This window comes from Flavobacterium sp. FPG59 (assembly GCF_002150205.1).
Taxonomy (GTDB): Bacteria; Bacteroidota; Bacteroidia; order Flavobacteriales; family Flavobacteriaceae; genus Flavobacterium.
This window is the reverse complement of record NZ_MTCA01000008.1, coordinates 1-13,599: the sequence shown is the minus strand read 5'-3', so window position 1 is coordinate 13,599 and position 13,599 is coordinate 1. Positions and strand designations below refer to the sequence as shown.

The window sequence follows — 13,599 nt, the reverse complement described above, 5'->3', positions numbered from 1 at the left end:
TAATATTTGTACAATTTAGTATCCCATTATGGCCTTTTGACCATCGGAAATTATTTTAGCTCCTGAAGTCCCTATTCTTTTCACACCAAGATTTATCATTGTTACCGCCTCTTCATGAGTACGCACGCCACCAGCTGCTTTTACTGGCAAAGGTGAAGCGTTATCTAACATTATTTTTATGGTATGTAGCGTTGCTCCATTAGGCACACCTGCTTCTGTTTCATAAAAACCTGTAGATGATTTTACAAAAACACGTGAGAATTGTTCTTGACTAAAAGCAGTCACCACTACATTTTTAATCATACTAGAAATCTGAATAATCTCTTTATCTGTTAAAGCTGCTACTTCAATTATCCACTTAACCACTTTATTATGATCTAAACCAAGTTGTGTACATTCAAATATTTCTTGCTTGACAAGATCTATTTCACCATTTTTAAACGCTTTATAATTGCACACAAAATCCAAATCATCAGCTCCATTTTGAATGGCTATTTGGGCTTCTTCTAATTTATCTTCAACTGAGGATTCGCCATTAGGAAAATCAATAACAGTTCCTACTTGCAAGACCGCATTAGCATCAATTATCATTTTTTTTGCTAGTGAAACCATATCTGGCCTTATCATCACTAGTTTAAAACCCTCCTCTATTGCTTCTTGAACATTTTTTTTCACAACAACTGTATTCTCTTCTGGAGTTAGGCCAGCTTGTTCTGCAGTTTTTAAATAGGTTGCATCTAAATATTGCTTAATATCCATAGTCGTCTTGATTATTGATTTTACTAAACTTGTTTACAAAAATACATTTTATCTCCACACTAAGGACACTTAAAAGTTACAATTTGAAAGGGGTGCTATAAATGCTCCAGAACTCTATTTTAAAAAAAATCGAATGACTTCATTTCAAAAAAAAATCCCACTAGTGTGAGATTTTTTTTGATTCTGATGATAGTATTTTATTTGAAAAGTAAATTAGTAGTACCGCAATAGTTGCTCCAGTAGTATTTGCTAAAACGTCATAAATATCAGCATGGCGTGTAGCTGTAAATTTATCTTGGATAATTTCTATTAATATGCCGTACAAAACCGCGCAAAAAAACGATAATGCCATTGCTTTAAAACTACTCGTATTTGAGAAGCTATTTTTAACAGAAAGGTAAAACAGAATTGTAAAAATCAAATAAAAAAATGCATGTACGATTTTATCTAAATTAGAAACGCTTCCTAATGGCACACTTTTAAAGGTTGCCAAACAAAAAAAAGTTATAGTTCCTATCCAGAGTACTAGCGCCCATGGATATATTTTTTTAAGCACCAATTAATTCTTTATACGCTTCTTCTGATAGTAAAGAGTCAAAATCAGCAACATTCGCCACTTTTACTTTGATCATCCATCCAGCTCCATAAGGATCTGAGTTTACACTTTCAGGATTGCTCTCTAAGTCATCATTAAAAGCAATGATTTCGCCAGCAAGAGGAAGAAACAAATCCGAAACTGTTTTTACTGCCTCTACTGTACCAAAAACCTCATCTTTATCAAGTGTTTGATCTAAAGTTTCAACTTCTACATAAACAATATCACCTAATTCTTTTTGAGCAAAATCAGTGATTCCTATTGTTGCGATATCGCCTTCTATACTAACCCACTCGTGGTCTTTTGTATACTTTAAATTTGCAGGTATGTTCATTTAAATTGTAATTATTTATTAGTTTTTATTTTTTTTGAATTTATTGACAAATGTAACAATCTTCTTTTCAATTACCGATTAGAATTTAAAAATTAATTTCCAAAATTATAACGCAATGTAAATCCAGATCGGATATTGGTAAGTGGAAAAGCAGTTGATATAACAGCCTTTGAGAAAGAGTGATCGTAATAAAAAATGGCTGTCAAGTTTTTACTAAAAGCATAGTCAGCCTTAACTTTTACGGTCCAAATGTTTTGTCCTCCTGCCAGCTGATTGTTGTTATAATCCAAATAACGTACTATAGTTTCATTGTTTCTATACGTTACATCTGCGGATAGGTTGATATCACTCTTTATAACTCCCGTTGGATTGTCAGCCAATCTTGAAGAAAAAATCACGTCTTTAAACCTGTATCCAAGTCCAACAACATATTCAAGCCCCTTAACCTCAGTCAATAAATTATTGTCAAAACTCATTGATAGCGCTCTATCTTTCTTAACTTCAGTAAGTACTTTTAGCGAACTTTTAAGCTCAAAATCCATTCGAACCAAAGGATTGAATTGTTCAACTAAATTGATGTTAGACATAATAGTTTTATTAAAAAAATTGCCACTTGCATCTATTCCGTTTGGATTTTTGTCATATTCAAAATTAGAACGGAACGCATTAATAGTGTAGGAAGCTCTATAATTATGTAACAAAGAAAAGCGCTTGAAATTTTTCTTAAATAAAGAATAGCGCATCAGACCATTGTATTTAATGGCCCAATTAGGTAGTGGTAAATTCCTGAAAATACCCAATGAAGCGCCACCTGCATCATTCCCAGAATAAGCAGCAAGAAAAGCGGGTAACAAAACGGCTTGATTGTTTTTTCCAAAACCTTTTGGATAACCTTCACCGTCAAGATTTGCCGGATTGTTAATATTTATTCCCCTAGCCGTGGCTAATCTATTGGCAACCGCGAGTCTGTTTTCTCTAAAATCATCAAATGCTTGTGATGAGTTTTGATCACTTGCCGAAAAAGACGTTTTGATCAATACCGTAGATATAGAAAAAATTCCTGTACTAAAAGGCGATCTTGGATTGTATATCCCGTTCGAAACATCATATTGCTCAGAATCATTTTGTGACAATGCTCTGTCAAAAGTTAAATCTATTTTCATATCCGGAAACAAATCCACATTGGCTGTAGCCTTCAAAATTTTATTATCTACCTGAGTATAATTTTGATTAAAATCTTGATAATTTGTTAACCACCCATTTTTTGCAGCTTCAAAACGAATGTCGTCTTGGCTGCCAAAAATAAAGCCCAACGAAGGCCTAGAAGAACCTAGAAAACCTAAACCAGGAGTATAACCTGGCAAAACAGTACCGCTATTATGCGTGTAGTTTACCTGAATGTTTTTAACGCTAGTAAGCATTCCTATCAATCCATCTACAAAAATTCCGTTTTTAGCAGTAGCAGCAGCAACATTTGTATTAACAATTTTCTCCCCCGGTTTAGGCGGGCCTGTCTTATGTTTAGGTGCTGGTTTCTTACTCGTTTTAGAAATTCCCAAGTACTTGTACAAAGTTTCCATAGTTAAGCTAGCATTCAAATTACTTGAACTCGCATTTTGAATGGTATTTCCTAAATTAAAGTCTTGTCCTCCAATTGTAATTTGTGACAACGCATTAGATGTTCGTTGCCAGCTGTAATCTCCCGTATAAGAATAGGTCGCTTTAATAAAACTAAATAACGGAATCTTGTTAATAGGCAATTCATAATTTACAACTAATTGTTGCATGTGCTGGTTAGGATCACCCATATCCCAATACCTGTCCCATATTGTAAAACTATCAATAGGTTCATTATCTTCATTGAGATAACTCTTCACAATATTACTTGAAGATGCTGTGTAATTCAGTTTTAATGATTTTGTAAGGTTGTAATTAAAGCCATATTGATAATTAAAAGCAAAATTTCTTCTAAATAAAGGGTCAAGACCAATACCCTCTACCTCAACTTGACGAAATTGTTGACGGTTGTATTGTCTATTGATATTCGTATTAAAAGAAATGGTTGACGGTAAATAATTAAAATTAAAATCGCTCAACATTTTCCAATAATTACTTTTATTTAAAAACTTTGATTTTTTAAAGGGTTCAACAGGTTTTGTTTTAAAAGTGTAAGCATAATCCACCGCCGAATTAGCTTGCTGATCTACATAATCTTCTATTTCAAAATCATGACGTTCTACTTGATTGAAAGACTGAGAAAAAGTGAAATTCTCAGGATCATACACTCTTTGTTTTTGTTCTGGTTGACGTTCTTTTTTTACTCCAATAAAATTGATGCTTGTTCTTTTAGTATAATCAATTGCTCTGTTTGCAATATTATCTTTTTCATTTTGATTTGTGGTGTTTTCTAACAACTGCTTCAACTTAATGTCTTGGTTAAATGGATCGTACTCTGGAGTGATAGTTTCTTCGCCTACAGAATAGTTGAACGGTAAATTCACTCCCCATTTTTGCGGCAATAGTTTCCCTAGATTTACATTGGTTACAATATTGTATTGCTGAATGTCCTCTCTACTTCTCTCATTTGGTCCTTGCTCTAGGGAACCAAAACCTATTGTCGTTTTTCTACCCGATGCAGATACGGTAGCAAAATCAGCAAGATTAGTATCAACATTTAAAACAGCAGCCATTCCGCCTTTATTATCCATATCGGCCAAACGCAATTCATTAAACCAAACCTCACCCTTTATGTCATTAAGAGGATCATTGTTTTTTATACCCACCATAAGTGTTCGAACCAAACCAAAATTAGGATTTCCTTTTATCCCTAACTTAAGCGTAGTGGATTTGTCGCCATCAGGAAGAGATACATCACTATCTGGATAATAAATCCCATCCAGCGGAAGTGTATTTGGATTTACTTTCATGGCAAGAATTTTCATTCTAGTCAATAATTCAAGTGGTAAATCTATTTCGTTTTCGGATGGCCAAACTAGTTCTGGACTTAAAGCACCACAATCTGAAGTATTACCGCCAGAGGGTACTGTAACTTTTAATGGAATCTCTATTTGATAAAAATTTTGATTAAAATCATTTCCAAAACGGATAAAACCTACCATTTGATTATCGCTTAATGCAATCTCATTAGGCAGTGATTCAGCATGTAAAAACATTTTCAATTTATTAAATTGCCTCATGTCTATACTTACATTTTTAAAAACTGCTCTAGAATCTTGTGGCTCTAACCCGTCTCCCGAAGCACGTAAAGCAAGTGATTGCTCGTTTTGATTGATTACAGTGTTGTTGTTAAATAATTGTTCCCGTTGAACCGCTGGTGGAGTAACGTAATTTACAGGACAACGCTCGTTATTTTCTTGAATGTTAACGGCAAGAACATCTAAATTAGTGCCATCATCATCAGGATTTAGGTCATTAAAATCAAGCGCATTAGTGTAACGTCTCCATTCTCCACGCACAAGGTCAAGTGCACCAAAACGTACTGTAACCTCATCATTAAAACCTGTCATAAACATTCTCATAAATCGAATGGATCTAAAATCAGAGATGGAACCTATAACATTTTCAGGCTGAGAAACTGGTATTTTAAATTGTATCCATCTTGCATCAGTAGTAGAACCGTTAGGCAAGGTTACTTGGGTATTACGAATGTCTGTAATATAATTTTGACCTATATTCATTCCTGGGCGCATATCAATACTGTACTCATAGTAGGCATTGATAGTATTCATGGTATTATCTCTATTAATATCTTCAACATCAGGTACAGTACTAGAACCTCTGTTAGCGGAATTAATATCAACTGGCGAGTTATTTTCAACGCCATTATAATTTTTATATCGGTCTATTATTGTACCATTAGCATTCAAATAAAAAGCATAATCATCTGCTGCTGGATCAAGCTCTGATGCAAAATTTGTATACACAGATCCTTCGTTAGAATTTGACAAACCATCAAGACCTACATCCTGATTTTGCCTGTTATTCACATCTGTATCAAATGCATAAATCAAGGATTGTGAGGCAGGAACTTCTCCCCAAAGCGGTCTTGGAGTCACTACAACTTGACCAGGCCCTAATCCGTTTTCGTATTGTTTACGACCGTCTTTTAAAATATCTTCGGAAATTTCACCTAGGTTAAAATAAATCTTTCCTGTATTAGATTGTGGTGCAGGGCCATTCCCCACATATGGATCTAAAACCCAAAACTGAATGTACTCTACGTTTCCTTGTTCAAAGTTTGTAGAATTAAGAGCTCTCATAATTCCACCAAAATTTTCAGTAGGATTAGCATCCAAAGCACTATTATTATTGTAAGGTCCTCTTTCTGATGGAAAATAAGTTAAATCCAGCGTGCTTATTACTTGTGTTTGCCCTTGAGCTATATCAGTTAAGGGATATAATTCCCTACTAAAAACCCTTCTTGTTTTATTGAATGACAAATCATCATCAGAAACTCCGGTTGGCCTTTGTGTATAAAAGATAGGATCAATGGCATACCAAGCCAGTTTTGCTCGTTTAAAACCATAGCTCAAATTGGTTGCGCTACCATTAAAATCATACGAACTTGTTGCTGTTCTTTCTGGTGTTGAAGACAAACTCCAAGCCTGCGGCGACCGCATATCAATTGTAGATTGAGAACCTTCAAAATCATCTACATAAATAGTAGATTCTCCTTGAAACTGATCTGCTTTTGGGGTATCAGGTCTTAAAAATGCAACTTCACCTCTTATGGATAAATTAGATGGTACATCAGTGTCTAAATTTGGCAACATATTGACCAAGCGGGTCAAAAAAGGAACTTGAGTAGAGTAATTTGTATTCAACCCAAAAACGGTATTGTTTACAGACTCTTGACCAAAACTTGATTTTTGTGTAAAAGGTCTCTCGGTCATTTTTAAAAATGTCCCCCCTACCACAAAATTATCTGATATTTTATGCTCTACATTCAATCCTATGAAACGTCTGGTTTGTTGACCAAAAACAGAATTGTTCTCTAAGGATACTTCTATAGGAGTGTTTGAAAGCGATGGATCAAGAATTTGTAAACGACCAAATTGATAATTCACACTATAATCAATACCTTCTACTAAGCGTCTTCCTGCAGCGGTAACTACCACAGAACCTTGTGGCACATTAAACGCACCAATAGAGATTCCATCGCTTCCGCTAGATTTATACTTTCCTCTTAATAGATATTTATTTTTATCGCTGTCTTGTAACGCACCTGCTTGCGTGTTACGATACATGCTTTGAAACACATATTTACGCTGGTTATCATTGTAGGTCGCTAGATTTCTATAATCTTCAATAGCAGAATTAGACAATTTAGAAAACAATAATTCCCCAAAAGGTTCCTTAGTGGTAAACATGATGCGACCGTTTTGCGCATCGATTGTTAAACTAGGTATAAAATCAAAAAAACCGTCTCCTCCGGCTTGAGGATCGTTGTTGAAATTTAATTTATCTAAATTAAATACTTTTAATAAAGGAGTTTCGGCTACTTTTGAATCGGGATCAGGATTTACTGGGAATGGAGTTCCTGCAACCGGACTAATGTAATTTATTGGAGAAGGATCTGCGTATAAAATATTAAATCTAAAATCCTCTTGTTTTAATTGATATCCACCTTGTATTTGATAAATGTTTTTCATCATCAAGTTCCAAATGGGGTTTTTAACATTGGTTAAATTACTTTTCAGCATTTTCAATATCAAACTTTGAGAAATAATGGCTTGCGTTGCAGGTGTGTTCCCTGTAACCACAGTGGCATCTACACCATCATTACCAAACTCCCCTACTTGATACACTTGATCTCCAATGCTATATTCGTAAGCCACTGCTAAAACCTCATCATTTGCCAAACGTTGTTGCAAAGAAATAAATCCAAGTTGCGGATTAAAGGTGAACTCATTTGGGTTTAATTTTCTAGCATTCTCAAGCTTAGAATAATCTTGACCTTCGCTAACGGTGGTATTAAAACCTGAACTTGAAGTAGCAATTTCTCTAATATTAGCATTTAACAAACCAGTTCCAGTAGTAATTTGAGCTGGATCATAATCATTGTTTGCGTTATTTGATGGCGTATTTGCAGGAGCATTAAAAATTCCTGTAGACGGGTCTAACACAACAACTTCATTATCTGGAATACCTGTGATTTGGGCTTCACCTAGATCTTGAATAGCAATAATGTTCCTCAAATTATTATTGGTTGTAGTTACCCTATTTTGTCTATTGGTAACCCAAACTTCAATTCTTGAGATTTGAACTCTACTATCTATAAAAGGATAATTTACAAGAGACTTATCATACCTGTCTCTAAAATATTGCGATAAGAAAAAGTGACGGTCACTATCATAATCTAAAGCAAACATTTCAAAGTTTTCAATGGTACCTCCACCTTGAGCAACTACGCTTTTTGTTTGTGATTTTTGTTCTGAGAATACCCCGGTAAAAGTTGTTTTACCAAATTGCAATTGTGTCTTGAAACCAAATAAACTTTGAGCTCCACGAATAAGAGAACTGTTTAAAGGCATGTTAACATTTCCTACTTCTATTTTTTGAATGATATCGTCCTCTGTAGGTGCGTAATCTAGTTTTATTAAATTTTGAAATGCAAATGTAGATTGAGTATCATAATTAGCATTTACATTAAGTCTTGTTCCCACTTTCCCCATTAAACTCATACTGATTCTTTGATCAAAATCAAAGGAAAGATTAGACCTGTTTCTAGGAGAAAATGAAGGATTATCTTGTTTTGTAAAACGCAAACCTAAATCCATTTCAACAGATCCTGTAGGTTTTACATCAATGGTATTGCTACCAAAAATAGATTCAAACAAACCTGATTTGATAACGTATCGCGGTAATAAATCTTTTTTTGCGTCTTGGCTACCTTCTTTTTTACCGTCTATGGCATCTACTTTTGTTTTAAAATAGTTGCGCATTGACTCTTTCAAAACTAATTTCTCGTATTCCTTGGGAGTCAATATGATAGGGTAATTTATAGATAACCCGTCAAAAGAACTTGTGTATACATACCTATCAATAGCTGGATCATACGTATATGATGAAAGTATACTTGGTGGGTTTTTAAGCTGTAATTTCCCCTTAGAGAAACCCTTACTTACCGTATCCTGAGTTCCCTCTTTAACTTGAGCATGCAATATGTAACCACATAATAGAACAAGCCAAAAAATACAATTTTTATGCATATAACTCCTGTTTCTTAAATCCCTTTTATAGGTTTTTTAAAGCTTGTTTGATAATCGATTCAACGGTAGCATCTGGATTTTCTTTGACGATTTTTTCGATAACTTTTTCTGAACTTTTTCGTACAAAACCTAATACTTCCAATGCTGATAACGCTTCATCTCTATTTGTATTGCTTTGAGACATAGAAACTTCGTCTAAATCATAAAGTTTTAATACTTTTTCTTTGAGGTCAAGTATCACCCTCTGTGCTGTTTTACTACCAATTCCCTTAATAGATTGAATAGTTACTACATCTGCCGATCCTATGGCATTTGTAATTTGTTTGGGATCAAGTGAGGACAACATTGTTCTAGCAATGCTTGCGCCAATACCTGAAACAGACAATAAGAGTCTGAAAATTTCTCTTTCAGATTTTTCAATAAACCCAAAAAGTGTATGCGCATCTTCTTTAATTTGAAGATGCGTATATACTTTTATAAAATCGGTATTGGGTAATAATGAATATGTATGTAAGGAAATATTTATATGGTAGCCTACGCCCCCACAATCAATGACAATATGTGTTGGCGATTTTTCTACGAGTTTCCCTTGTAAGTGTGCTATCATGATGTATATAAAATAGTTCCAAATATAACAAAATTTGTACACGCATAAATTTCTGATAAAAAATTATGCTACAATTTGTTTACAATGCATTAAATTAAATTTGTTTGGCTTTCTTAATGGCTTTTTCTTGTGCATCAATCACTGCAATTGCTGCCATATTTACCATTTCCTCAACACTTGCTCCTAATTGAAAAATGTGTACCGGTTTGCCCATTCCTAACATAATCGGTCCTATAGAATCTACTTTGTTAAGTTCTTTCAATAGTTTATACGTAATATTTGCCGATTCTAGATTTGGGAAAACCAAAGTATTTACTTTTTTTCCAGCTAGTTTAGAGAATGGAAACTTCTCTTTTAACATTTCAGGGTTTAAAGCAAAGTCGGCTTGAATTTCTCCATCAATGATCATGTCTGGATAATTCTTATGCAAAAAGGCTACAGCTTCACGTACTTTTGAAGCATTCTCATTTGATGAAGATCCAAAATTAGAAAACGACACCATAGCTATTACTGGTTCTACTCCAAACATTCTAGCAGTTTTAGCAGTCATGATTGCAATTTTGGCTAAATCATCTGCTGACGGGTTGATGTTTATTGCAGTATCTGATAAAAACATTGGCCCACGAGCCGTCATCATCATATTTGTTGTAGCAATTATTGAAGCGCCAGCTGCTTTATCAATCAGTTGTAACATAGGTTTCACTACAGATGGATAACTTCTAGAATGTCCTGTTACCAGTGCATCGGCTTCATTTTCATTGACCATCATAGCTGCAAAATAATTTCTTTCGCGCATGAGTTTTTGAGCATCTAGAAGTGAAATACCGCGACGTTGTCTTGTAGACCAGTACGTCGAGGCAAATTTATTTCTTCTTGACTCTTCCTCTTTAATTTTCGGATCAATAATAGGCACATCAGCATCAAAGCCTATTTCTTCTTTCAATTCCAATATAATTTCTTTGTTCCCTAGTAAAATTGGGAAACCAATACCTTCTTCGTGTACTATTTGAGCTGCTTTTAAAACATCCAAATGATCAGCTTCGGCAAAAACGATTCGTTTTGGATCCATCTTGGCTCTATTGGTAATCAAACGAACCATTTTGTTGTCGTTACCCAAACGATCGTTCAATTCTTCTTCGTATTTTTTCCAATCTGTAATAGGGTTTAATGCTACGCCAGACTCCATAGCTGCTTTGGCTACAGCCGGTGCAACAATAGATATTAATCTTGGATCAAAAGGTTTTGGAATGATGTAATCTCTACCAAAATTAAGTTTTGTAGCTCCATAAGCCACATTAACTTGTTCTGGAACAGATTCCTTAGTCAATAAAGCAAGTGCTTTGACAGCAGCCATTTTCATAGCCTCATTTATTTTGGTAGCACGTACGTCTAGAGCTCCTCTAAAAATGTAAGGAAAACCTAAAACGTTATTAACTTGGTTAGGAAAATCTGATCTTCCTGTGGCCATAATAACATCTTTACGTGTTGCAATAGCTACATTATAATCAATTTCTGGATCTGGATTTGCCATAGCAAAAACGATAGGATTATCAGCCATTGTAAGCAGCATCTCTGGAGACATTAACCCTCCTGTAGACAATCCTAGAAAAATATCAGCATCTACTAAAGCCTCGGCAAGAGACATTGAAGGGATATTTTTTGCATATTTTAATTGCAGTTCAGACAAACTTGGGTTGTCACTTGTCAACAAACCTTTGCTGTTGAACATGAAAATATTCTCAACTTTTACGCCCAATAAAACGTATAAATCAGCACAAGCAAGTGCCGCCGATCCTGCTCCTGAAACCACCATTTTTACATCTTCGGCTTTCTTATCAGCAAGTTCAAGCGCATTCAACAATGCAGCTGATGAGATGATAGCAGTTCCGTGTTGATCATCATGCATTACGGGAATATTTAACTCCTCAACCAAACGTCTTTCTATTTCAAAAGATTCTGGTGCTTTGATATCCTCTAGATTAATTCCTCCAAAAGTAGGAGCAATATTCTTAACCGTTTGAATGAATTCTTCTATATCTTTCGTTCCTATTTCAATGTCAAAAACATCAATATCTGCAAAAATTTTAAACAACAAACCTTTTCCTTCCATTACTGGTTTTGAGGCTTCGGGACCTATATCCCCTAGACCCAAAACAGCGGTACCGTTTGTAATTACGGCTACTAGATTTCCTTTGGCGGTATATTTGTAAACGTTATTGATATCTTTTGCAATTTCTAAACATGGCTCAGCAACTCCTGGAGAATATGCTAGTGACAAATCTCTTTGTGTGGCATATTTTTTTGTTGGAACAACTTGAATTTTTCCTGGAGTAGGCTTAGCGTGGTATAATAATGCTTCTCTTCTTTTGTTATTTTTGTCCATTTTTTTGCTTTTATTCTAGATTACAAAGATAGAAGACTTGGTTTAAAAAGTCAGCTTTTATACTATTCTTTTCAAATTTTGGGCTAATTTATTACCTTAGAAACAAAAATAGCCGCATATAAATGCAGCTATTTCTTTGTTATAAAATATTAATTTACTGTGTAATATAAGTGTTTAAATGCTGTATGGTATCTTTTTGCAACTCTATTATTGCTTTTACAACATCACTTATGGATATAACTCCTATTACAATATCATTCTCTAAAACGGGCAGGTGACGCACTCTTTTTGTACTCATTAATTCCATACAAAAATCCAAATTATCTGTTGGTTTTACGGTCACCACATTTGTCTCCATAATTTCATGAACAAATGTTTTCTTTGAAGATTTTGCTTTTAAAACAATTTTCCTGGCATAATCCCGCTCCGATAAAACTCCTTTTAGTTCTGTGTTTTCAATAATGAGGATGGCTCCAATGTTTTTTTCACTCATAATGGTCAGAGCTTCGTAGACTGTATGGGTTGATAGTATAGAGAATACCTCTTTCCCTTTTGTGCTTAAAATTTGGTTTACTGTCATAATCAATTCATTTAGTGAATGATAAAGTTATAAAAAATAAACATAAAAGGATATAAATTGCAATAAGAATATCTTTGCGCAATTAGCTAATCTAATTCTATAAATGAACCAATATCAATATTAGTAGGAAGTCTACCGACATTTTGCAATTTCAGAACTGCAAGTTTTTGAGCTATCGTAATAGTATCATTAAAATTTTTATTCAAAAGTTGCGCATATAGAAAGCCTGTCCAAAATGCATCACCAGCTCCCGTGGCATCTTTTATTTCTAGAACTGGAATTGATTCTTGATGAAAAAGCCCAAACTCTTTGTCTGATAAAACCACTCCTTCTTTTCCTTTTGTCAAGCAAACTGTTGAAGCACCTAGGTTATGAAAATATTCAAAGATAAAATCTTCGGTTTTTGCTTCTGAAAACAGCCTGTAGCAATCATCCTCACTTAGTTTTACTAATGGATCCGTTGCTAAATACTCTTTCAATACCAATTTAGCTTCCTCTCTATCCTTCCAAATTCGTTCCGAAAAATTAATATCGATACTTGTTTTCAATCCCAATTGCTTTGCTCTTTTAGCGCTTTCAAGAATTGTGGTACGAGCAGGTTCTTTACTTAGTGCGAAACATGTTGTATGAAAAATTTTAGCACTTTCAAGTAAATCATCTGTAATCTGGCTCGGGTCAATTTGAGAATCAGCTTCTCTAAAAGGAATAAAATCAGGGGTCCCCGTAGATTTAGAAACAAATATTACCGAAGTTGGCTTATCATCAATTTTTTTAACGTAGGAAGTAATGACATTATTAGCCTTCAATTTACGAACGATATACTCTCCTAATCCATCTTGACCACAAGTGGCCACTAAAGCTGATTTCAAGCCTAATCTTGTTGCATTAACAGCAACATTTGTAGGGGATCCACCTAAAAATCGATGGAAATCTTTAGTTCTATTTATTGAAGTGTCAATTTGATGACCTATAAAATCAATTACAACTTCCCCAATACAAATTATATCAATAGATTTTTTCATTTTTTTAAACTAAATATTTAAAATCACTGTAAATACTTTGATGCAACATTACGGTTGCAGCTGCGCTCCATGTGCAATACAAAACCC

At 34.4% G+C, this 13,599-nt stretch carries 8 protein-coding genes; all 8 read right to left on the bottom strand.

Annotated features, from left to right (window positions below; translation table 11 throughout):
* Nucleotides 1-15: 15 nt before the first annotated feature.
* On the bottom strand, nt 16-759 hold the full coding sequence (gene deoC / locus FPG59_RS01750; protein WP_086452896.1) for a deoxyribose-phosphate aldolase: 744 nt from the start codon (nt 757-759) through the stop codon (nt 16-18).
* A gap of 160 nt (nt 760-919) precedes the next feature.
* Complete coding sequence (locus FPG59_RS01745) at nt 920-1,252, bottom strand: VanZ family protein (RefSeq protein WP_217875822.1); 333 nt, start codon at nt 1,250-1,252, stop codon at nt 920-922.
* Nucleotides 1,253-1,307: 55 nt separating this feature from the next.
* The gene (gene gcvH / locus FPG59_RS01740; protein WP_086452894.1) at nt 1,308-1,688 is read right to left on the bottom strand and encodes a glycine cleavage system protein GcvH; all 381 of its coding nucleotides are present in this window, start codon (nt 1,686-1,688) and stop codon (nt 1,308-1,310) included.
* Between the two features lie 92 nt (nt 1,689-1,780).
* Nucleotides 1,781-8,920: a cell surface protein SprA gene (gene sprA, locus FPG59_RS01735; protein WP_086452893.1), complete on the bottom strand. Its 7,140-nt coding sequence runs from the start codon at nt 8,918-8,920 to the stop codon at nt 1,781-1,783.
* Nucleotides 8,921-8,945: 25 nt separating this feature from the next.
* Nucleotides 8,946-9,527: a Holliday junction branch migration protein RuvA gene (ruvA, locus tag FPG59_RS01730; RefSeq protein ID WP_086452892.1), complete on the bottom strand. Its 582-nt coding sequence runs from the start codon at nt 9,525-9,527 to the stop codon at nt 8,946-8,948.
* 94 nt (nt 9,528-9,621) lie between these two features.
* Nucleotides 9,622-11,910: an NADP-dependent malic enzyme gene (locus FPG59_RS01725; RefSeq protein ID WP_086452891.1), complete on the bottom strand. Its 2,289-nt coding sequence runs from the start codon at nt 11,908-11,910 to the stop codon at nt 9,622-9,624.
* A 154-nt stretch (nt 11,911-12,064) separates the two neighbouring features.
* Entirely contained in the window at nt 12,065-12,490 is a 426-nt protein-coding gene (locus FPG59_RS01720) for a CBS domain-containing protein (RefSeq protein ID WP_086452890.1), read from the bottom strand.
* A gap of 86 nt (nt 12,491-12,576) precedes the next feature.
* The gene (locus FPG59_RS01715; protein WP_086452889.1) at nt 12,577-13,512 is read right to left on the bottom strand and encodes a carbohydrate kinase family protein; all 936 of its coding nucleotides are present in this window, start codon (nt 13,510-13,512) and stop codon (nt 12,577-12,579) included.
* Between the last annotated feature and the right edge of the window lie 87 nt (nt 13,513-13,599).